The following is a 21,779-nucleotide window of genomic DNA, read 5'->3' as shown; positions in this document are numbered from 1 at the left end:
CCCCCGGGCATAAGCCACGGGAATCACCCGGCGGGGCCGAGGAAAAAACCCTCAGCGACCGTTGAACGCGTCCTTCAGCCTGGAGAACAGCCCCTGCTGCCCGGGTTGAAACTGACCCGTGGGCCGCTCCTCCCCCCGAAGCTGCGCGAGTTCGCGCAGCAGCCGTTCCTGCTCGGGATCAAGCTTGGTCGGCGTCATGACCTCGACATGCACGATGAGATCACCACGCCCGCCACCGCGAAGGTGGGTGATCCCCCGCCCGTGCAACGGAATCGACTGCCCCGACTGCGTGCCCGGGCGGATGTCGACCTCCTCCATCCCGTCGAGCGTCTCCAGCGGCACCTTGGTGCCGAGAGAGGCCGCGGTCATCGGGATGGTGACCGTGCAGTGCAGGTCGTCGCCGCGCCGCTGGAAGGTGGAGTGCGCGACCTCGTGGATCTCGACGTACAGGTCACCGGCGGGACCGCCACCGGGTCCGACCTCACCCTCGCCCGCGAGCTGGATCCGCGTGCCGTTGTCGACACCGGCGGGAATCTTCACGGTCAGGGTCCGACGCGAGCGGACCCGCCCGTCACCGGCGCACTCGGGGCACGGCGTCGGAACGACCGTCCCGAACCCCTGGCACTGCGGACACGGCCTGGACGTCATGACCTGGCCCAGGAAGGACCGCGTGACCTGGGACACCTCGCCGCGCCCGCGGCACATGTCACAGGTCTGCGCGGAGGTACCGGGCGCGGCGCCCTCGCCACTGCATGTCGTACACACGACGGCCGTGTCGACCTGGATGTCCTTCGTCGTACCGAAGGCCGCCTCGTCGAGGTCGATCTCCAGCCGGATCATCGCGTCCTGGCCGCGCCGTGTGCGCGACCGGGGGCCCCGCTGCGACGCCGTACCGAAGAAGGCGTCCATGATGTCCGAGAAGTTCCCGAACCCGCCGGCGCCGAAGCCGCCCGCGCCCTGGCCGCCCGCCTGGGACAGCGGGTCACCGCCGAGGTCGTAGACCTGCTTCTTCTGCGGGTCCGACAACACCTCGTAAGCGGCGTTGATCTCCTTGAAGCGCTCTTGCGTCTTCGGATCGGGATTGACGTCCGGGTGCAGCTCGCGTGCGAGCCGCCGGAATGCCTTCTTGATCTCGTCCTGGGACGCGTCGCGGCGCACGCCGAGTACGGCGTAGTAGTCCGTGGCCACTTACGACTCCGCCAGGATCTGTCCTACGTACCGTGCCACCGCTCGTACCGCTCCCATCGTTCCGGGGTAATCCATGCGCGTCGGTCCGACCACGCCAAGTTTCGCTACTGCCTCGACGCCCGAACCGTAGCCGACGGAGACGACGGACGTGGAGTTGAGTCCCTCATGGGCGTTCTCGTGACCGATCCGTACGGCCATGCCCGAATCATTGACCTCACCAAGGAGTTTGAGGAGAACGACCTGCTCCTCAAGGGCCTCCAGAACCGGACGGATGGTGAGGGGAAAGTCATGTCCGAAGCGGGTGAGATTGGCGGTGCCGCCGATCATCAGCCGCTCCTCGGTCTCCTCGACGAGGGTCTCCATGAGGGTGGAGAGCACGGTCGCGACCGTACCCCGGTCGTCCGACTCGAAGGCGTCGGGGAGATCCTGCACCAGCTGCGGGACGTCCGCGAAACGGCGGCCCGCGATCCGGCTGTTGAGCCGCGCGCGTAGATCCGCCACGGAGGCCTCCCCGAAGGGCGCCGGGCAGTCCACCATGCGCTGCTCGACCCGGCCGGTGTCCGTGATCAGTACGAGCATGACGCGGGCCGGGGCCAGCGCCAGCAGCTCCACATGACGCACGGTCGAGCGGGTCAGCGACGGGTACTGCACGACGGCGACCTGCCGGGTGAGCTGCGCGAGGAGCCGGACGGTCCGCCCCACGACGTCGTCGAGGTCGACGGCGTTGTCGAGGAAGCTGTGGATCGCCCGTCGCTCCGGCGCGGTCATCGGCTTGACGCCCGCGAGCCTGTCGACGAAGAGGCGGTAGCCCTTGTCCGTGGGGATGCGGCCGGCGCTGGTGTGCGGCTGGGCGATGTAGCCCTCGTCCTCAAGGACCGCCATGTCGTTACGGACGGTCGCCGGGGAGACGCCCAACCGGTGGCGCTCCGTGAGCGCCTTGGAACCGACCGGCTCCTCGGTGCCCACGTAGTCCTGGACGATGGCGCGCAGCACTTCGAGCCTGCGTTCACTGAGCATCGCGCACACCTCCAGCTGGTCTTCCCCGCGGTCTTCGATGCGGTCCTCGATCATCCTCGATCGCCTTGCCTGGCACTCAGCCCGCGCGAGTGCCAGCATCCCCGGGCCAAGTGTACGGCCGGTAGGCACGACCCGGGCAAGGCAGCCCTGCGATGTCACGACGACGTGTACGGGGCTGTCCTGCTCTGTCCCGACTACTGTCTGCGCACTTCATGGGGCGTAGGGCTAGCGTCGGCGTATGAGGGTGACTTGGGAAGAGGCCGGGTGGGAGGAACTGGGGCCGCGTGTGGGGCGCTGTCGGCTTCCGGGGTGGGACTGCACGGTCGGGCTCGTGGTGGGCGAGGGTGCGGCGCTCATGATCGACGCGGGGTCGGGGCTGCGGGAGGGCGCGCGGCTGCGTACGGAGGCGCGGCGGTTGCTCGGGGGCGGGCGGGTCACCCATCTCGCGCTCACCCACCCGCATTTCGACCATGTTTTCGGCGCGGCGGCGTTCTCGGGTGTCGAGGTCTTCGGGGCGGTGGGCCTTGAGCGGGTGCTCGTCGACGGACGGGACGAGCTGCTGGCGGACGCCGTGCGCAACGGCGCCGATCCGGACGAGGCGGCCGAGGCGGCGGACCTCCTCGTCCGCCCCCGGCACCTCGTCTCCGGCGAGTGGACGCTCGACCTGGGCGGCGGCGTACAGGTCCTGCTGGCGAACATCGGCCCCGGCCACACGGCCCACGACCTGGCGGTTCTCATCCCTGGAAGCCCTGGAGCCCCCGGCGGCTCGGACAGCCTCGACAACTCCGTCGGTCCCGGCGGTCCCGACAGCCTCGACGGTCCCGGCGGTCCCGGCGGCTCCCGCGGCCCTGGCGGCTCCGGCGGCTCCGGCGATCCTGGCGGCTCCCGCGGCCCTGGCGGTCCCGGCGGCTCCGGCGGCTCCGGCAGTCCCGGCGGTCCCGACGGCTCCCGCGGCTCCCGCGGCTCCCGCGGCTCCCGCGGCTCCCGCGGCTCCCGCGGCTCCCGCGGCTCCCGCGGCTCCCGCGGCTCCCGCGGCTCCGGCGGCTCCGGCGGCGGCGGCTCCGGCAGTCTCGGCGGGCCCAGCCGCCCCTGGACAGGCTTGCCGGAGGTCGTCTTCTGTGGTGACCTCGTCGAGGAGTCCGGCGAACCCCAGGCGGGCCCGGACGCCGTCCCCTCCCGCTGGCCCGCGGCCCTGGACCGGCTGCTGGACCTCGGGGGCGAGGACGCGGTGTACGTGCCCGGCCACGGGGCGGCGGTCGACGCCGGGTTCGTACGGGCCCAACGGGACGCGCTGGCACAGCGTTTCGGCGTGTCGTAGGGGGGGCTCGGTGCGCCGGACGGGGACCTTCTCCTATCGTCATCCGAATGCGCCAGTACTCAGCGGACCTGACCCCTCCGTGGAAGAAGCCCAAGGCCGTGCCCGAGGTGGCGGCGGAGCCGGGGCTCGTGGTCGAGGAGCCCGGGACCGGGTTCTGCGGTGCCGTGATCCGTTGCGAGGCGGGGACGGTCACGCTGGAGGACCGCTTCGGCAAGCACCGGGTGTTTCCGCTGGAGCCCCGGGGGTTCCTGCTGGAGGGGCGTGTGGTGACGCTGGTGCGCCCGTCGTCCGCCCCCGTACGCCCCACTCGTACGGCTTCCGGTTCGGTTGCCGTGCCCGGGGCTCGGGCCCGGGTCGCCCGGGCGGGGCGCATCTACGTCGAGGGGCGGCACGACGCGGAACTGGTCGAACGGGTGTGGGGTGACGACCTCCGGATCGAGGGTGTCGTCGTCGAGTACCTGGAGGGCATCGACGATCTGCCCGCCATCGTCGACGAGTTCGGTCCCGGGGCGGATGCGCGGCTGGGGGTGCTGGTCGACCACCTCGTCCCCGGCACGAAGGAGTCGCGGATCGCGGAGGCCGTGACGAGCGAGTACGCGCTTGTCGTGGGGCATCCGTACATCGACGTCTGGGAGGCCGTGAAGCCGGCGGCCGTCGGCATTCCCGGGTGGCCCCGTGTGCCGCGCGGGCAGGACTGGAAGACGGGGGTCTGCCGCGCCCTGGGCTGGCCCGACAACACGGGTGCCGCGTGGCAGCGCATCCTCGGCTCGGTCCACTCCTACCGAGACCTGGAGCCGGAACTACTGGGCCGCGTGGAAGAACTGATCGACTTCGTCACGGCACCGGAGTGAGCACGCGGCGCCATGGAGCTTTTCCTCGCCCCCGCCGCCCCTACCCGTCCCATCCCTGGGGGCTGCGCCCCCAGACCCCCCTATCGGCCTGAACGGCCTCGTCCTCAAACGCCGGACGGGCTAAAGATCAGCCTCTCCGGCGTTTGAGGAGCGGGGGTTCGGGGGCGGAGCCCCCGAGTAAGGGACGGGAATGGGTAGGGGCGGCGGGGGCGAGAAAAGGGCTCTCAGTCCACCAGGTCGCGCACCACCCCGTCGGCGAGCAACCGCCCCCGCAGGGTGAGCACCGCGCTCCCGGACTCGTACGGCCCGGCCTGGAGGAGACCGTCCGCGAGGGCACGACGGGACGCCGCAAGCCCGTCCGCGTGGAGCAGCCCCAGCGGAACCCCCTCAAGGAGCCGCAGCTCCAGCAGAATCCGCTCCACCCGCCGGTCCTCCTCGGACAGGAGCTCCCGCCCCGCCCCGGGCGACCGCCCCGCCGCCAGGGCCCCCGCATACGCCCCGGGATGCTTTACGTTCCACCAGCGAACACCCCCCACATGGGAGTGCGCCCCGGGCCCCGCCCCCCACCAGTCGGCCCCCCGCCAGTACAGCTCGTTGTGAAGGCAACGCCCGGCGTCGGACGTGGCCCAGTTGGAGACCTCGTACCAGGAGAAGCCCGCCGCGGAGAGGCGGTCCTCCGCGATGAGGTACCGGTCCGCGTGCACGTCGTCGTCGGTCATGGGCACCTCCCCGCGCCGGATGCGCCGCGCGAGCTGTGTCCCCTCCTCGACGATCAGGGCGTAGGCGGACACATGGTCGGGCCCGGCACCGATCGCCGCGTCGAGCGAGGCCCGCCAGTCGTCGTCGCTCTCACCGGGCGTGCCGTAGATGAGGTCGAGGTTGACGTGGTCGAACCCGGCCGCACGGGCCTCGGCGACACAGGCCTCGGGCCGGCCGGGGGTGTGGGTGCGGTCCAGGACCTTGAGCACGTGCTGCCGCGCGCTCTGCATACCGAACGAGACGCGGTTGAACCCGCCCTCCCGGAGCGCGGCCAGATAGGCAGGGTCCACCGACTCCGGGTTCGCCTCCGTCGTGATCTCCGCGTCCGCCGCGAGCCCGAACTCGTCCCGGATCGCCCCCAGCATCCGTACGAGATCGTCGGCGGGCAGCAGTGTGGGCGTACCGCCGCCGACGAAGACCGTGCGGACGGGCCGCGGGTCGTCGCCGAGGACCTTGCGGGCCAGGCGGATCTCGTCGATCAGGGTCGAGGCGTAGTTGTCGCGGGAGGCGAGCACGCCCCCCGAGCCGCGCAGCTCCGTCGCCGTGTACGTGTTGAAGTCGCAGTAGCCGCAGCGCGTCGCGCAGTACGGGACGTGGAGGTAGAACCCGAGCGGACGGTCGGCCGCGCCGGCCAGGGCGTGCGCGGGCAGCACCCCGTCGTCGGGGACGGGCTCGCCGTCGGGAAGTGCGGAAGGCATGTACTCCATTGTCCAGCACTTTCAGCACTCCCCACCCGGCCCTCGCCCGACCCCCTCCGGACCGCCCGCTCCGCCCGCTCCGCCCACTCCCTCTACTCCGCCTGCAGCACCAGCAGCGCCAGGTCGTCCTCCGGCGGCTTGCCGCCGAACTCGTGGACCAGGCGGCGGATCCGCTCGGCGATCAGCTCGGCGCTCAGGCCCGCGCACCCGGCGAGCGCGGCGGCGAGGCCGTCGTCGTCGTCGAACTGCCGGTGCCCGCTGCGGCGCTCGGTCACGCCGTCCGTGACGCACAGGAGGCTGTCGCCCGGGCGCAGCTCGAAGGTCCCGCAGAGGTAGCCGGCGTCCTCGAAGACGCCGAGGAGGGTCTGTGGCTGGGCCACCTCACCGACCTCCCCGGACGGTTGCAACAGCAAAGGCAAAGGGTGTCCGGCGGAGGCGACCGTGCAGTGCACTCCGCCGTCGAAGGGCACCAGCTCGCCGTAGAGGAGGGAGAGGAAGCGGGTCTGCGGCCCCTCGTCCGCGAGCCCGGTGCCGCCCGCGGACACCAGGGCCCGGGCGGCCGCGTCGGACGCCTCGGTCGCGTCGTCGAGGAGCAGCTGGTTGAGGCGGTCGAGGACGTCGGGCACCTCGTACCCCTCCCGGGCGAGGAGCCGCAGCCACGGCCGGGCGAGACCGATCACCACGGCCGCCTCGGGCCCCTTGCCCTGTACGTCGCCGAGGGCGAAGCACCAGCGGCCGTCCCCGGCGGGGAAGAGATCGTAGAAGTCCCCGCTGGGTCCGCCCTTGTCGCACGGCTCGTAGACGAGTGCGCTGCGTACGCCGGGGATCTCGGCGACCGCCCCGGGCAGCAGTCCGCGCTGCAGCACGCGGCTGATGGTGGCCTGGCGTGCGTACTGCCGGGCCGCGCCGATGGCGAGCGCGACGCGGCGGCTGAGGTCCTCGACGAGCCCCGTGATCTCGTCGGGGAAGCGGGTCTGCCCGGCCCGGCCGATGACCAGCGTGCCGAGCGGTCTGCCGCCCGCGATCAGCCGGAACGCGAGTGCCGATCCGCCGGTCGCCCGCGCTCCGAGCGCCTCGGCGGGCCACGGGACGGGCACGGGCCCGGCGCGGTCCGACTCGGGCAGCTCGGGCGGGTCCTTCTCCAGGAGCCGGCGCAGTTCCTCGATGCGGTTCTCGCTGCCGTGCCAGACGCGGGCGAGCCGTGGCCCGCCGACGACACCCCCGTCGGAGCGGCCCGGGGCCTCGTCCTCCAGCCACACCGCGCACCAGTCGGCGAGCCGCGGGACGAGCAGCTGCCCGGTGAGCGCGGCGACCAGGTCCTCGTCGAGCTGCCCGGCGAGCAGGTCGGAGGCCTCGGCGAGGAAGGAGAGGACGCCGCGGCTGCGCCAGTCCTGGTCCTGCGTTCCGCGCCGCGGTGCGGGGGCGAGGATCTCGGCGGCCCGCTGCCCGCGCCGCAGCGCGTGTTCGCCGTCGTACGCCTCCGCCTCCTCCTCGACGATCGCGGTCCCGTCGACGGGCAGGCCTGCCCACACGGTCTTGACGCCGGTGCGGTAGGTGATGCCCCAGGCGTCGGAGAGCGCGGAGACGAGGCGCAGGCCCCGGCCGTACTCGACGGTGTCGTACGGCCGCTCGGCCCCGTCGTCGCGCACCACGCGCGCGGGGTGGTGGTCGGACACCTCAATGACGAGGACGCCGGAATCGGGACCGGGCCCCGCCTCGGAGTCATGGCCCGAACCGTCGCCCGAACCCTCGTGCGAGGTGGCCGCTCGTGCGGTTTCGGCGGCCGCCGGGCAGTCCTCCGAGCAGCGGCCGAGCCGGCACAGCAGCTCCACGTCCGTGCCGGCGTGCACCACCGCGTTCGTGACGAGTTCGCTGACCACCACCATGGCGTCGGCGACGAGCAGGTCGGTGATGAACTCGGCACCTGGCAGGGCGAGTTCGGTCCATTCGGCGAGCGCTGTGCGGACGAACCGACGGGCGGCGCCCGGCGCGAGAGGGTTGCCCGGTAAGGACGTACGTGCCACCGCCCGCAGGCGCTCTGGCGCCTCAGAAGCACGGGACATGGACTCCCGTTGCGTCGGTATGGGCCCCACTGTGCGGCTCCCGGAGCAGTTCGGACGAATACGCCTCAGGCGATGCGGACAGAGTGACAGACTGACCACGCCCATAAGCGCCGAGTTACCGAAGTTGGGCCACCATGAGTGAGAACAGTGCTACGCATGTGCTCGAAGACGGACAGATTCGGGCATCAGACCTGCGTCCCCTGCTCGCCGCCATGACCGCCGCCCGAGACGGCGACTTCAGCAAGGTGCCCGAATCCGGCCACGGGCTGGTGGCCGAGCTGGTCACCGTGTTCAACCAGATCCTGGACCGCAGCCTGCACTTCAACTCCGAGGTGCAGCGCGTCCGCCGGGAGCTCGTACGTCACGGCAGGCTCGACGAGCGGCTCTCCGCGAGCCCGGGCCAGGGCCACTGGACGACCCGGGTCAACGACGTGAACCAGCTGTTGGACGCGCTGGTGGCACCGGCCGCCAACGCGACACGTGTGCTCGACGCGGTGGCGGGCGGCGACCTGACCCAGCGCGTCGACCTGCACGACGGAAACCGTCAACTGCGGGGCGATCTGCGCCGGTTGGGCCGGACGGTCAACAGGATGGTCGATCAGCTGTCCCTCTTCACCGGCGAAGTGACCCGGGTGGCCCGCGAGGTCGGCACGGAGGGGCGGCTGGGTGGTCGCGCCAAGGTGACGGGCCTGTCGGGCAGTTGGCGGGACGTGACCGAGGCCGTCAACACGATGGCGTCCCGGCTGACCGCCCAGGTCCGTGACATCGCCCTGGTCACCACGGCGGTGGCGCGCGGAGACCTGACCCGCACGGTGACGGTCGAGGCGACCGGTGAGCTGCTCGAACTGAAGCTGACCGTGAACACGATGGTCGACCAGCTCTCCGCCTTCGCCGACGAGGTCACGCGGGTGGCCCGCGAAGTGGGTACGGAGGGCCAGTTGGGCGGCCGGGCCCAGGTGCGCGGCGTGTCCGGGGTCTGGAAGGACCTCACCGACAACGTCAACTTCATGGCCTCGAACCTGACTTCGCAGGTGCGCAACATCGCCCAGGTCACCACGGCCGTCGCCAACGGCGACCTGAGCCAGAAGATCACGGTCGACGCGCAGGGCGAGATCCTGGAGCTCAAGTCGACGATCAACACGATGGTCGACCAGCTCTCCGCCTTCGCCGACGAGGTCACCCGCGTCGCCCGCGAGGTGGGTACGGAAGGAAACCTGGGCGGGCGTGCGCAGGTCCGGGGTGTGTCCGGCGTCTGGAAGGACCTCACCGACAACGTCAACTTCATGGCGGACAACCTGACTTCGCAGGTGCGCAACATCGCGCTCGTCTCCACGGCCGTGGCCCAGGGCGACCTCGGCAAGAAGATCACGGTGGAGGCCAAGGGCGAGATCCTGGAGCTCAAGTCCACCATCAACACGATGGTCGACCAGCTCTCCGCCTTCGCCGACGAGGTCACCCGCGTCGCCCGCGAGGTCGGCACCGAAGGAAACCTCGGCGGGCAGGCTCAAGTGCGCGGTGTGTCCGGGGTCTGGAAGGACCTCACCGACAACGTCAACTTCATGGCCCTGAACCTGACTTCGCAGGTGCGGAACATCGCCCAGGTCACCACCGCCGTCGCCAACGGCAACCTCAGCAAGAAGATCACGGTCGACGCGCGCGGCGAGATCCTGGAACTGAAGGACACCGTCAACACGATGGTGGAGCAGCTGCGCGCCTTCGCCGACGAGGTGACCCGGGTGGCCCGCGAGGTCGGCACCGACGGACGGCTCGGTGGCCGCGCCCAGGTCCTCGGTGTGTCCGGTGTCTGGCGGGACCTGACGGACAACGTCAACTACATGGCGGACAACCTGACTTCACAGGTACGGAACATCGCCCAGGTCACCACGGCCGTGGCCAACGGCGACCTCTCCAAGAAGATCGACGTCGACGCGCGCGGCGAGATCCTGGAACTGAAGACGGCGATCAACACGATGGTCGACACGCTCTCCTCCTTCTCCTCCGAGGTCACCCGCGTGGCCCGCGAGGTCGGATCCGAGGGCCAACTCGGCGGCCAGGCGCGGGTGGAGGGTGTGTACGGCACCTGGAAGCGCCTGACGACGAACGTGAACGAGCTGGCGTCCAACCTCACCACCCAGGTCCGCGCGATCGCCGAGGTGGCGTCCGCGGTGGCCCAGGGCGACATGTCCCGCTCGATCACCGTGGAGACACAGGGCGAGGTCGCCGAGCTGAAGGACAACATCAACCTGATGGTGTCCAACCTCCGCGAGACCACCCGGGCGAAGGACTGGCTGGAGTCCAACCTGGCCCGGCTGGCGGCGCTGATGCAGGGCCACCGCGACCTGATGGAGGTCGCCGACCTGCTCCTGCGCGAGCTGACACCGCTGGTGAACGCCCAGTACGGCGCGTTCTTCCTGGCCGACCCGGACGAGGAGAGCGCCTCCCTGCGCACAACCGTGCCCACGAAGGGACTGGCGTTCATCGCCGGGTACGGCTCGGCACAGGGCGCCACGGTCGAGACGGGCGGTCTCCCGGTGCACGGTCTGGTCCAGCAGGCGGCCCGCGAGAAGAAGCGGATCCTCGTCGAGGAGGCCCCGCCGGACTACATCAAGATCAACAGCGGGCTCGGCGAGGCGGCCCCCGCCAGCGTGGTCATCATCCCGATCCTCTTCGAGGACAAGCTCCTCGGAGTGATCGAGCTGGCCTCCTTCTCCCGCTTCTCCGACGTGCACCTGGCGTTCTTCGACCAGTTCGTGAACACCATCGCCGTCGCGATCAACACCATCATCGCCAACTCCCGTACGGAGTCCCTGCTCGGCGAGTCGCAGCGCCTGGCCATGCAGCTCCAGGAACGCTCGGACGAACTCCAGATGCAGCAGGCCGAGTTGCAGCGCTCCAACGCCGAACTGGAGGAGAAGGCAGCACTGTTGGCCACCAGCTCCCAGTACAAGTCCGAGTTCCTGGCGAACATGTCGCACGAGCTGCGCACCCCCCTCAACTCGCTGCTGATCCTGGCCCGGCTGCTCTCCGACAACCCGGACGGCCATCTCTCGGACCAGGAGGTGCAGTTCGCGACGACGATCCACCGCTCGGGCTCCGACCTCCTCCAGCTGATCAACGACATCCTCGACCTGTCGAAGATCGAGGCCGGCCGGATGGACGTACGCCCGAAGAAGCTGCCGCTGATCAAGCTGCTCGACTACGTCCACGCCACGTTCCGGCCGCTCACGCTGGACCGGGGGCTCGCCTTCGAGGTGTCGGTCGGCGAGGACGTACCGCGCGAGATGTACTCGGACGAGCAGCGGCTCCAGCAGATCCTGCGCAACCTGCTCTCGAACGCGATCAAGTTCACCGCGACGGGCCGGGTCGAGCTGCGCGTCAACCGCGTCAAGGACCCCGAGCACCGCTACACCCGCGAGAAGAGCGACAACGTGATCGCCTTCGCGGTCGCCGACACCGGCATCGGCATCGCCCCCGAGAAACTCCCGGTGATCTTCGAGGCGTTCCAGCAGGCCGACGGCACGACGAACCGCAAGTACGGCGGCACGGGCCTCGGCCTGTCCATCAGCCGCGAGATCGCGGGCCTGCTGGGCGGCCGCATCATCGCCGAGAGCATGCCCGGCAGGGGTTCCACCTTCACGCTCTACGTGCCGGTCGTCAGCCCCGGCCACTCGGCGACCGAGCCGGGCACCGAGGAGCACGCCCTGCCCGTGCCCGAGCAGCTGTCCTCGGAGCCCTACACCGTCCACGACCAGGACGACAGCTGGCCGGCACCCACCAAACTGGAGGCGTGGAAGTCCGGGCGGGCGGGTCAAGTCCTGCCGGGACGACGGGTGTTGATCGTGGACGACGACATCCGTAACGTCTTCGCGCTCACCCACGTACTGGGCCGGGTCGGGATGCCCGTCCTGTACGCGGAGAACGGGCGCGAGGGCATCGAGACACTGGAGCGCAACCCCGACGTCCAACTCGTACTGATGGACATCATGATGCCGGAGATGGACGGCTACGAGACCATCTCCGCCATCCGCCGCACCCCGCGATGGGCCGGACTTCCCATCGTCGCCCTCACCGCCAAGGCGATGCCGGGCGACCGCGAGAAGTCCATCGCGCGCGGTGCGAACGACTACGTACCCAAGCCGGTGGACGTCGATCAGCTGCTGACCGTCGTCTGTGCGCTCCTGGACCCCGAGGGCACGGATGCCGAGGAGCAGGGCCTGTCCGTCGCGACCGGCGCGTCGTCGGAACCCGTCGGTTCCGGTGCGCCCGAACCCGTCGCACCCGAGGAGCCCACCGTCCCGCCGGCGACCCAATGAGGCAGGCAGTCAATCACCATGAGCATTGAGGCATCGACCGACGAGCGCGCCAGCATCCTCCTCGTGGACGACATGGAGGACAACCTGATCGCGCTGGAGGCCGTCCTGGGGTCCCTCAACGAACCGCTCGTACGCGCCCGTTCGGGCGAGGAGGCGATGAAGGCGCTGCTGCGCCAACGGTTCGCCGTCGTTCTGCTCGACATTCGGATGCCGGGCATGGACGGTTTCGAGACGGCCGCGAACATCAAGCGGCTCGACCAGACCAAGGACGTACCGATCATCTTCCTGACGGGCACGGACTCCGACGCGGGTTACGCGTTCCGCGGGTACGCGACCGGCGCCGCCGACTATCTCACCAAGCCGTTCGATCCCTGGGTGCTGCGTGCCAAGGTGACCGTCTTCCTCGATCTGCACCGAAAGAACCGGCAGTTGGAGCGGATGCTCGCCCGCGAGCAGGCACAGTTCGACGAACTCGCCGACCGCCTGCGCGCGATCGAGACCCACCTGGCGACCAGCGACCTCAAGGACGTGGTCGAACTGCGCCACCACATACGCCACTTGGAGGACCAGCTGCGTGAGATGCGAAAGGGGCGGGGTCTGTGACCCCGCCCCCGACAACGCTCCGAGACACCTGCGCCTCGCGGAGAACCCTCTGCGGGGCTAGGCCTCGCGTGACCCCGCGTACATCTCGTCGATCAAGTGCTTGTACTCCCGCTCCACCACCGGGCGCTTCAGCTTCAGGCTCGGTGTCAGTTCGCCGTGTTCGATGTCGAGGTCGCGCGGGAGGAGCTTGAACTTCTTGATGGTCTGCCAGCGCTGGAGGCCCTCGTTGAGCGTCTTGACGTGGCCGTCGATGAGCTCGACCGTCGCGGGGGCGGCGACGACCTCGGCGTACGACTTGCCCGACAGGCCGTTGTCCGCGGCCCAGCCGAGGATCGACGGCTCGTCGAGGGCGATGAGCGCGGTGCAGAAGTTCCGGTCGGCGCCGTGCACGAGGATGTTGGACACGTACGGGCAGACGGCCTTGAACTGGCCCTCGACCTCGGCGGGCGCGATGTACTTGCCGCCCGAGGTCTTGATGAGGTCCTTCTTGCGGTCCGTGATGCGCAGATAGCCGTCGGGGGACAGCTCGCCGATGTCACCGGTGTGGAACCAGCCGTCGGACTCCAGCACCTCGGCCGTCTTCTCCGGCAGCCCGTGGTAGCCCTCCATGATGCCGGGGCCTCGCAGCAGGATCTCGCCGTCGTCCGCGATCCGCACCTCGGTGCCGGGCAGCGGCTTGCCGACCGTGCCCGTGCGGTACGCCTCGCCGGGGTTCACGAAGGAGGCGGCGGACGACTCCGTGAGCCCGTACCCCTCCAGGATGTGGATGCCGGCGCCCGCGAAGAAGAAGCCGATCTCGGGCGCGAGGGCCGCCGACCCGGAGACGCAGGCGCGCAGGTTGCCGCCGAAGGCCTCGCGGATCTTGGCGTAGACGAGCGCGTCGGCGACCTTGTGTTTGGCCGAGAGGCCGAAGGGCGCGGAGGCGGTGCCTGTGCGGCGGAAGTTGTCCTGCGTGGCCTTCGCGTACTCGCGGGAGACGCCGGCGGCCCACTGGAAGATCTTGTACTTGGCGCCGCCGCCCGCACGGGCCTTCGCGGCGACCCCGTTGTAGACCTTCTCGAAGATACGGGGCACGGCCGCCATGTACGTCGGCTGCACGACCGGCAGGTTCTCGATGATCTTGTCGACGCGGCCGTCGACGGCGGTGACGTGCCCGACCTCGATCTGGCCGGACGTGAGCACCTTGCCGAAGACGTGCGCGAGCGGCAGCCACAGGTACTGGACGTCCTCCTGGCCGACCAGACCGGTCGCGGCGATGGCCTTCGCCATGTACGACCAGTTGTCGTGCGGCAGCCGGACGCCCTTGGGGCGGCCCGTGGTGCCGGAGGTGTAGATGAGGGTGGCCAGCTGCTCCTTGGTGATCGCCCCGACCTTCTCCTTGACCAGGTCGGGGTTCTTCTCCAGGTACGCGGCGCCGCGGGTCTCCAGCTCGGCGAGGGTGAGGACCCACTCGCTGGACTCCACGCCGGCCGGGTCGATCACGACGACATGGGTCAGCTCGGGCAGGTCATCGCGCTTCTCCTGGGCCTTGGCGAGCTGCGCCGCGTCCTCCGCGATCAGCACCCTGCTCTCGGAGTCGGCCAGGATGAAGGCCGACTCCTCGGCGTTCGTCTGCGGGTACACGGTCGTCGTCGCCGCGCCCGCGCACATGATGCCGAGGTCGGCGAGGATCCACTCGACGCGGGTCGAGGAGGCGAGCGCGACGCGCTGCTCCGGCTGGACACCCAGCTCGATCAGACCGGCCGCGATCGCGTAGACCCGGTCGGCCGCCTGCGCCCAGCTCAGGGACTTCCAGTCGTCCGGGCCCTCGCCCGAGGCCGACGGCACCGGGTAGCGGTACGCCTCCGCGTCCGGCGTCGCCGCCACGCGCTCCAGGAAGAGGGCCGCCACGGACGGCGGACGGTTCTCGATCAGGGTCTGTGTGTCGCTCACGACATCCTCCGGGGCCCGCGACAGTGCGTGTGGCTGGCTGATTGCGGTTGGCTCTGACAGTTGGCTCAGGGGCAGATTGGTGCTGGTGACTCACTGGCGACTGGCTCAGCGCACCCGTTGTTTAACTCACGAGTAACCAACGAGTGGTGATCAGAGTAAAGCCCGTCCGCCCGGTGCGTAAGGGGCGGCGTGCTGTCACTTCCTACAGAGCGTGGGCGGAACGCGGCAGTCCGTTGACGCGGCGGGCCCGCCGCGCGAAAGCGCGACGGGCCCGTGATTGCGCGGCCGTCGGACGACCGGGCCGGTGGCTACTTCTTGCCCTTGCCCGAGCCGGCCGCGTCGTCGCTGGACAGAACGGCGATGAAGGCCTCTTGCGGAACCTCCACAGAGCCCACCATCTTCATCCGCTTCTTGCCTTCCTTCTGCTTCTCCAGCAGCTTCCGCTTACGGGAGATGTCACCGCCGTAGCACTTGGCGAGGACATCCTTTCGGATGGCGCGGATGGTCTCGCGAGCGATGACCCGGGACCCGATGGCCGCCTGGATGGGGATCTCGAAGGCCTGGCGCGGGATGAGCTCGCGCAGCTTGGCGACGAGCCGCACTCCGTACGCGTACGCCGCGTCCTTGTGCGTGACGGCGGAGAAGGCGTCGACGCGGTCGCCGTGCAGCAGGATGTCGACCTTCACCAGCGAGGCGTCCTGCTCACCGGTGGGCTCGTAGTCCAGGGAGGCGTACCCGCGGGTCTTGGACTTCAGGTTGTCGAAGAAGTCGAAGACGATCTCGGCGAGGGGAAGCGTGTAGCGGATCTCGACGCGATCCTCCGACAGATAGTCCATGCCCAGGAGGGTGCCGCGGCGGGTCTGGCAGAGCTCCATGATCGAGCCGATGAACTCGCTGGGAGCGAGGATCGTGGCCCGGACGACCGGCTCGAAGACCTTGTCGATCTTGCCCTCGGGGAACTCGCTCGGGTTGGTGACCGTGTGCTCCTTCCCGTCCTCCATGATCACGCGGTAGACCACGTTGGGCGCGGTGGCGATGAGTTCGAGGTTGAACTCGCGCTCCAGGCGCTCACGGATGACGTCGAGGTGCAGCAGGCCGAGGAAGCCGACACGGAAGCCGAAGCCGAGAGCCGCGGAGGTCTCCGGCTCGTAGACCAGGGCGGCGTCGTTGAGCTGGAGCTTGTCCAGCGCCTCGCGCAGGTCCGGGTAATCGGAACCGTCCAGCGGATACAGACCCGAGAAGACCATCGGCTTGGGATCCTTGTACCCGCCGAGGGCCTCGGTGGCGCCCTTGTCCTTGCTGGTGATCGTGTCACCGACCTTGGACTGACGGACGTCCTTCACGCCGGTGATGATGTAACCCACCTCGCCGACGCCGATGCCGTCGGCCGGCGTCATCTCGGGGGAGGAGACGCCGATCTCAAGGAGCTCGTGAGTGGCGCCGGTCGACATCATCTTGATGCGCTCGCGCTTATTGAGCTGCCCGTCGATGACACGGACGTACGTGACCACACCCCGGTACGAGTCGTAGACGGAGTCGAAGATCATCGCGCGGGCCGGCGCATCGGCGACCCCGACCGGGGCCGGGACGTCACGGACGACCCGGTCAAGGAGCGCGTCCACACCGATGCCGGTCTTCGCCGAGACCCTGAGCACGTCTTCGGGCTGGCAGCCGATGAGGTTGGCGAGCTCCTCGGAGAACTTCTCCGGCTGGGCGGCCGGCAGGTCGATCTTGTTCAGTACGGGGATGATCTTGAGGTCGTTCTCCATCGCCAGGTAGAGGTTGGCGAGAGTCTGCGCCTCGATGCCCTGAGCCGCGTCGACGAGAAGCACGGTCCCCTCGCAGGCCGCGAGCGACCGGGACACCTCATACGTGAAGTCCACGTGCCCGGGGGTGTCGATCATGTTGAGGATGTGGGTGTTGCCCGGGTCGTCGGTGGGCGCCCAGGGCAGTCGCACCGCCTGGGACTTGATCGTGATGCCGCGCTCGCGCTCGATGTCCATCCGGTCGAGGTACTGAGCGCGCATCTGCCGCTGCTCGACCACCCCGGTCAGCTGGAGCATCCGGTCGGCGAGCGTGGACTTGCCGTGGTCGATGTGCGCGATGATGCAGAAATTGCGGATCAGAGCCGGGGCGGTGCGGCTCGGCTCGGGCACATTGTTAGGGATCGCGGGCACGCAGGGTCCTGTCTCTTGAGGCGCCTGTCGCCTCGGGTCGGATCGATACGTAGGCTCCATGGTCCCACGGGCGGGGGCGTGCGACCGGTTTGGGCCACTCGTGCGGTGACTGGTAGCCTGAACAGCTGTGTCTCATGCCCTCTCTGCAGGAGGCACATCCTCAAGAAACCAAACGGTGCATGAGGCGAGCGCGTGAGGCGTATTTCCGTTTCCCGATTCTCGTTTCTCGCGTGCCAGAACCTGAGAAGGCTCATTCGTGGCGAACATCAAGTCCCAGATCAAGCGGATCAAGACCAACGAGAAGGCTCGGCTGCGCAACAAGGCCGTCAAGTCTTCGCTGAAGACCGCGATCCGCAAGGCCCGTGAGGCTGCTGCCGCGGGTGACGTCGAGAAGGCCACGGAGGCCGCGCGCGAGGCTTCGCGCAAGCTGGACAAGGCTGTCTCGAAGGGCGTCATCCACAAGAACCAGGCCGCCAACAAGAAGTCGGCGCTTGCTTCCAAGGTCTCTTCCCTCAAGGGCTGAACTCACTTGATTTGACCGCCGGAAGGACCTGAGCGGGCCCTCTCTCATCCGCTCCCGACCGGCACCCCGACTCGTACGCGATCTGCGTTCGCCACGCGGGTACGAGTCCCCCGCACAACCCGAGGCCCCGACCACTCGCCCTTCCCCAGGACGAGTGCCGGGGCCTTTGGCGTGGGTGGGGCTGGAGGGCTGGAGGGCTGGAGGGCTGGAGGGCTGGAGGGCTGGAGGGCTGGAGGGCTGGAGGGCTGGAGGGAGTGTGACGCACTCGGCCCGTCCGGCGCTTTTCAGCCGGTCCGGCGTTTGAGGACGAGGCCGTTCAGGCCGACTTCCCACCCACCCCGGTCACCCCACCCACCCACGTCCGCCCCCACCCAGCCCGTCCGGCGCTTGAGGACGAGACCGTTCAGGCCGACTTCCCACCCACCCCGGTCACCCCACCCACCCACGTCCGCCCCCACCCAGCCCGTCCGGCGTTTGAGGACGAGCGCGTTCAGCGCGATACGGGGGTTCGGGGGCGGAGCCCCTGAGGAAGGGACGGGAATGGGTAGGGGCGGCGGGGGCGAAAAACGCCTGGCGGCAGCTATCCGCGGCGCGCGCGAGCCGCCCGCGCAATGGCGACGACGGCCTTCTCAAGGGCGTACTCGGGATCATCGCCCCCACCCTTCACCCCGGCATCGGCCTCCGCGACCGCCCGAAGCGCAACGGAAACCCCGTCCGGAGTCCACCCCCGCATCTGCTGCCGCACCCGATCGATCTTCCACGGCGGCATCCCCAGCTCCCGAGCAAGATCAGCAGGCCGCCCCCCACGAGCGGACGACAGCTTCCCGATGGCCCGCACCCCCTGCGCCAACGCACTCGTGATCATCACAGGCGCGACCCCGGTCGCCAGAGACCACCGCAGAGCCTCCAACGCCTCCGCGGCCCGCCCCTCGACCGCCCGATCCGCCACCGTGAAGCTGGAAGCCTCGGCCCGGCCCGTGTAGTACCGGCCAACGACGGCCTCGTCGATCGTCCCCTCGATGTCCGACACAAGCTGTGTCACGGCGGACGCCAGCTCCCGCAGATCGCTCCCGATGGAGTCGACAAGGGCCTGGCAGGCCTCAGGCGTGGCGGACCGCCCCAGCGACCGGAACTCACTCCGCACGAAGGCCAGCCGATCCGCCGGCTTCGTCATCTTGGGGCAGGCGACCTCCCGCGCCCCCGCCTTGCGTGCCGCATCGAGCAGCCCCTTGCCCTTGGCCGCGCCCGCGTGCAACAGCACGAGCGTGATCTCCTCGGCGGGGGCGCCCAGATACGCCTTCACGTCCTTGATCGTGTCGGCCGACAGATCCTGGGCGTTGCGCACCACTACGACCTTGCGCTCCGCGAAGAGCGACGGACTGGTCAGCTCGGCGAGCGTGCCCGGCTGCAACTGGTCCGACGTGAGGTCCCGTACATCCGTGTCCGCGTCGGCGGCCCGCGCGGCGACCACCACCTCCCGCACGGCGCGGTCGAGCAGGAGGTCCTCCTGCCCGACGGCGATCGTGACGGGGGCGAGCGGGTTGTCCTGTGCAGAGTTCCTGGCCATCGCGCCCAAGCATCCCACGCACCACTGACAACGGACTCCGCCCATGAACCGGGGGGCGACCCGGAGCCCGTAGGGGCACCGGCGGCTGGGCGGGCAAGCGACGGCGGTAGGAGGCACCAGCGCTTCGACAGGCGAGCGACGGCCGTCCGGTAGACCTACGGCCGCACGGAGAGCCACCGACCGCGCGGAGGGGCCACCAGCCACGCGAAGGGCCACCGACAGTACGGAAACCCACGAGCCATGCGAAGCGCCACCGACCGCGCGGAAAGCCACCACCCACGCGCAGGGCCACCGACCGCGCGGAGGGCCACCAGCCACGCGCAGGGCTATCGACCATGGGGCAAGCCAACGGTCATGCAGTGACCGACGCCCGCCGGGGACAAGCCAACGATCACGCGGTGACCGTCAGCCGTGGAACAGGCCGACCTTCACGAGTGGCCGACACCCACGCGGTGGGCCCACACCGCGCAAGTGGGCTTCACCCGCGACGACGGCCTACGGCTCCTCACGCCACCCGTCCCACTCCCCCGCGAACTCGTCCAGTTCCCCCGCATCGAGCCGCCCCTCCGAATCCCGCAGGACCAGCAGCCACTGCGCGTCCTCGGCGTCGTCCTCGCCGGCCAGGGCGTCCCGTACGAGCTGCGGCTCCTCGTCGAGTGCGAACCGCTCCCCGAGCGCCTCCGCCGCCTCGTGCGCGGCATCGCGGTCGGGCAGGACCAGTACATGTCTCACATCGCTCACCCGGCTATTTTCCGGTACTCGGGCAAGGCTCCGCCCCGAGGGCGGTCGATCAGCAGAACACCAGGTCAGGCCTGTCGGACGAGGCAGACCTGCCAGACAGGGCAGTTCCGTCAGCCCGTCAACCCCGCCGGCCCCGTCAACCCTTGGGCACGATCTGTACGTCCAGATCGACCGTGATGCTCGGGCCGACCACGGCGATCCCCCGGGCGAGCATCGTCTGCCAGCTCACCGTGAAGTCGTCGCGGCGCAGTTCGGTACTGGCCCTGCAGGCCGCCCGCACCTCGCCCTCCATGCCGTTGCCGACGCCGAGATACTCCGTGTCGAGCGTGACCGTCCGCGTCACCCCGTGCAGCGACAGCGCCCCGGTGACCGCCCACCGGCTGCCGCCCCGGTGCGCGAACCGATCACTGTAGAACTCCAGCGTCGGAAACCGGTCGACGTCAAGAAAGTCCGCGGACCTCAGATGGTCGTCCCGCATCTTCACGTTGGTGTCGATGGACGACGCGTCGATCACCACATGCATGGCCGACTGCTCGGCACGATCGGCCAGCCGTATCACCCCCGCGAAGGTGTTGAACCTGCCACGCACCTTGGCCAGCCCGATGTGCCGGGCGGTGAACCCGATCGTGGAGTGCGTCGGCTCGATCTCCCAGTCCCCCGGCCGGGGCAGTGCGGGTGGCCGGGCGACCTGCAACGTCACTTCGCCGAGCGAGGCCAGCGCGTTCTCCTCCACCGTGGCGTTCGCCCGGAACGGGGCGTACCCCTCGGCCGACACCGCGAGCCGGTACTCGCCCGCCGGCACCGTCACTGTGAACGACCCGAACGGATCCAGCCCCCCGCCGACCACTTTTCGCCCCGACGTGTCCGTGACCACGAACTCGGCATGCGGCACCGGCTGGTTGACCGGATCCAACACCCGGCAGCTCAGCACTCCGGCCCCGTCCGGCATCGGCACCGCGGCGACACGATCCGCCCGTTGCGTTCGGTTTGAACGGTTCGAACGGTTCCCCAGCCAGCTGCCGACCATCTGCGACCCACCCTCGCGCGACACGAACGTTGTGAAATCACCGTTGCCGAGGAGGTATTCGACCACTGATGCGACTTTCGAGGCAACAGACGACTACATCGCAGGAATCCAGCACATGTGCTGGTACTACGCACGAGTAGCCCGAATTAGCGGCCCCGTTCATGTTCTTCCCTCAGGATTAGCCATTCCTGACAACAGGGACGCGCTCCAGCTCGATCCCGAACCGCTCCCGATACGCCGTCAACACCTCCTCGTCCGTGGCCAGATCCGACCCTTCCTTCCCGCCGTCGGGGTCCGTGACCGTGAGCGTGCGTCCGCTGAGCGTGATGCGCCCGCCGTCCTCGGTGAGCCGCGAGCAGACGAGCGACTGAGTGAAGTGCGAGGCCGGCGAGGTGCTGTGCCACCAGGCTCCGGCCACGCAGTCCCCGAGCACCCGCGGCCGGGTCTCCAGCCGGTACTGCGACCTGCCGTCCCGCACGACGTCCAGGTCCCCGAACCGCCTGTCGTTCCCTCGCACCCCCGCCGGATCCGCCCCTGCCACGATCACCCGGAACGCGCCGCCCGGATCCGTCTGCTCGCCCCTCTCCCCGAACGCCAGCGGATAGTGGCTGTTCGCCCCGAAGCCGACGTCGACGAGCCAGTCGCCCCCGTCCACCGTCCGCACCCGCAGCGCGAGATGGTCGAACGGAACCCCCAGCCGCCCCTCCTCCCCGTACACGCGCGCCGCGAGCAATGTCACATCGAAGCCCAGCGCCCCGAGCAACATCCCGAACGCCCCGTTCAGTTCGTAACAGAAACCGCCCCTCCGGGAACCCACCAGTTTGTCCAGCAGCCGCTCCTCCTCCAGCACGATCTCCTCGCCGAGATGGATCGACAGGTTCTCGAACGGCACGGTCAACAGGTGCCGCAACTGGAGCTCACGCAGTACGTCGGCGGTGGGCCAGGCGGGGTGGGCGGCGCCGATACGGCGGAGGTAGGCATCAGCCTGTGCGGGTTTCATGC

14 protein-coding genes and 2 pseudogenes are annotated in these 21,779 nt (G+C 69.7%); 6 read left to right on the top strand and 10 right to left on the bottom strand.

All coding sequences use genetic code 11. The features are described from left to right. Positions 1-51: 51 nt before the first annotated feature. On the bottom strand, positions 52-1,188 hold the full coding sequence (gene dnaJ, locus ACZ5VQ_RS44890; protein WP_189837901.1) for a molecular chaperone DnaJ: 1,137 nt from the start codon (positions 1,186-1,188) through the stop codon (positions 52-54). Continuing rightward, on the bottom strand, positions 1,189-2,205 hold the full coding sequence (gene hrcA, locus ACZ5VQ_RS44885) for a heat-inducible transcriptional repressor HrcA (RefSeq protein ID WP_361069665.1): 1,017 nt from the start codon (positions 2,203-2,205) through the stop codon (positions 1,189-1,191). 238 nt (positions 2,206-2,443) lie between these two features. Here hrcA and ACZ5VQ_RS44880 point away from each other — a divergent pair. From ACZ5VQ_RS44880 to ACZ5VQ_RS44870, 3 genes and pseudogenes are all read left to right on the top strand, one after another. Beyond that, positions 2,444-3,019, top strand: a pseudogene (locus ACZ5VQ_RS44880) (MBL fold metallo-hydrolase); the annotation flags it as partial. A gap of 288 nt (positions 3,020-3,307) precedes the next feature. Continuing rightward, a pseudogene (locus ACZ5VQ_RS44875) lies at positions 3,308-3,523 on the top strand (MBL fold metallo-hydrolase); the annotation flags it as partial. Between the two features lie 47 nt (positions 3,524-3,570). Continuing rightward, positions 3,571-4,374, top strand: a complete 804-nt coding sequence (locus ACZ5VQ_RS44870) for a DUF3097 domain-containing protein (protein ID WP_362088352.1) — start codon at positions 3,571-3,573, stop codon at positions 4,372-4,374. A 224-nt stretch (positions 4,375-4,598) separates the two neighbouring features. On the opposite strand, the gene hemW is transcribed toward ACZ5VQ_RS44870, so the two are convergent. After that, positions 4,599-5,831 (bottom strand): radical SAM family heme chaperone HemW, encoded by a 1,233-nt coding sequence (gene hemW, locus ACZ5VQ_RS44865; RefSeq protein ID WP_469110034.1) that lies wholly within the window; start codon positions 5,829-5,831, stop codon positions 4,599-4,601. Between the two features lie 92 nt (positions 5,832-5,923). After that, positions 5,924-7,894, bottom strand: coding sequence for a SpoIIE family protein phosphatase (locus tag ACZ5VQ_RS44860; RefSeq protein ID WP_469110033.1), 1,971 nt, complete (start codon positions 7,892-7,894; stop codon positions 5,924-5,926). 212 nt (positions 7,895-8,106) lie between these two features. Here ACZ5VQ_RS44860 and ACZ5VQ_RS44855 point away from each other — a divergent pair, with 212 nt between their 5' ends. Continuing rightward, positions 8,107-12,207 carry a HAMP domain-containing protein gene (locus ACZ5VQ_RS44855; protein WP_469110032.1) on the top strand — a complete coding sequence of 1,367 codons (4,101 nt, stop codon included), beginning with the start codon at positions 8,107-8,109 and terminating at the stop codon, positions 12,205-12,207. 18 nt (positions 12,208-12,225) lie between these two features. Beyond that, complete coding sequence (locus tag ACZ5VQ_RS44850; RefSeq protein ID WP_469110031.1) at positions 12,226-12,810, top strand: response regulator; 585 nt, start codon at positions 12,226-12,228, stop codon at positions 12,808-12,810. Between the two features lie 57 nt (positions 12,811-12,867). On the opposite strand, the gene ACZ5VQ_RS44845 is transcribed toward ACZ5VQ_RS44850, so the two are convergent. Both ACZ5VQ_RS44845 and lepA read right to left on the bottom strand, forming a co-directional pair. Further along, positions 12,868-14,742, bottom strand: a complete 1,875-nt coding sequence (locus tag ACZ5VQ_RS44845) for an AMP-dependent synthetase/ligase (RefSeq protein ID WP_469110030.1) — start codon at positions 14,740-14,742, stop codon at positions 12,868-12,870. Between the two features lie 308 nt (positions 14,743-15,050). Next, positions 15,051-16,919: a translation elongation factor 4 gene (gene lepA / locus ACZ5VQ_RS44840; RefSeq protein ID WP_307524494.1), complete on the bottom strand. Its 1,869-nt coding sequence runs from the start codon at positions 16,917-16,919 to the stop codon at positions 15,051-15,053. 256 nt (positions 16,920-17,175) lie between these two features. Here lepA and rpsT point away from each other — a divergent pair, with 256 nt between their 5' ends. After that, a complete protein-coding gene (gene rpsT / locus ACZ5VQ_RS44835; RefSeq protein ID WP_143632071.1) occupies positions 17,176-17,442 on the top strand; it encodes a 30S ribosomal protein S20 in 267 nt (88 codons plus the stop codon). 580 nt (positions 17,443-18,022) lie between these two features. On the opposite strand, the gene holA is transcribed toward rpsT, so the two are convergent. The 4 genes from holA to ACZ5VQ_RS44815 form a co-directional block, all read right to left on the bottom strand. Next, on the bottom strand, positions 18,023-19,009 hold the full coding sequence (gene holA, locus ACZ5VQ_RS44830) for a DNA polymerase III subunit delta (protein ID WP_469110029.1): 987 nt from the start codon (positions 19,007-19,009) through the stop codon (positions 18,023-18,025). Positions 19,010-19,504: 495 nt separating this feature from the next. Then, positions 19,505-19,750 (bottom strand): hypothetical protein, encoded by a 246-nt coding sequence (locus tag ACZ5VQ_RS44825; RefSeq protein ID WP_189837892.1) that lies wholly within the window; start codon positions 19,748-19,750, stop codon positions 19,505-19,507. A 136-nt stretch (positions 19,751-19,886) separates the two neighbouring features. Then, positions 19,887-20,777 carry a YceI family protein gene (locus ACZ5VQ_RS44820; RefSeq protein ID WP_469110048.1) on the bottom strand — a complete coding sequence of 297 codons (891 nt, stop codon included), beginning with the start codon at positions 20,775-20,777 and terminating at the stop codon, positions 19,887-19,889. 178 nt (positions 20,778-20,955) lie between these two features. Then, positions 20,956-21,777, bottom strand: coding sequence for an arylamine N-acetyltransferase family protein (locus tag ACZ5VQ_RS44815; protein WP_469110028.1), 822 nt, complete (start codon positions 21,775-21,777; stop codon positions 20,956-20,958). Positions 21,778-21,779: the final 2 nt, after the last annotated feature.

The organism is Streptomyces sp. NPDC033178 (genome assembly GCF_055577685.1).
The sequence above is the reverse complement of the archived record's forward strand: the minus strand, read 5'-3'. Positions and strand labels throughout refer to the sequence as shown.

Excerpts from the sequence above, each read along its gene's own strand:
- ACZ5VQ_RS44860 (WP_469110033.1), bottom strand. The coding sequence starts at position 7,894 with ATGTCCCGTGCTTCTGAGGCGCCAGAGCGCCTGCGGGCGGTGGCACGT.
- ACZ5VQ_RS44815 (WP_469110028.1), bottom strand. The coding sequence starts at position 21,777 with ATGAAACCCGCACAGGCTGATGCCTACCTCCGCCGTATCGGCGCCGCC.
- hrcA (WP_361069665.1), bottom strand. The coding sequence starts at position 2,205 with ATGCTCAGTGAACGCAGGCTCGAAGTGCTGCGCGCCATCGTCCAGGAC.
- ACZ5VQ_RS44870 (WP_362088352.1), top strand. The coding sequence starts at position 3,571 with ATGCGCCAGTACTCAGCGGACCTGACCCCTCCGTGGAAGAAGCCCAAG.
- hemW (WP_469110034.1), bottom strand. The coding sequence starts at position 5,831 with ATGCCTTCCGCACTTCCCGACGGCGAGCCCGTCCCCGACGACGGGGTG.
- ACZ5VQ_RS44855 (WP_469110032.1), top strand. The coding sequence starts at position 8,107 with ATGACCGCCGCCCGAGACGGCGACTTCAGCAAGGTGCCCGAATCCGGC.
- holA (WP_469110029.1), bottom strand. The coding sequence starts at position 19,009 with ATGGCCAGGAACTCTGCACAGGACAACCCGCTCGCCCCCGTCACGATC.
- ACZ5VQ_RS44820 (WP_469110048.1), bottom strand. The coding sequence starts at position 20,777 with ATGGTCGGCAGCTGGCTGGGGAACCGTTCGAACCGTTCAAACCGAACG.
- ACZ5VQ_RS44850 (WP_469110031.1), top strand. The coding sequence starts at position 12,226 with ATGAGCATTGAGGCATCGACCGACGAGCGCGCCAGCATCCTCCTCGTG.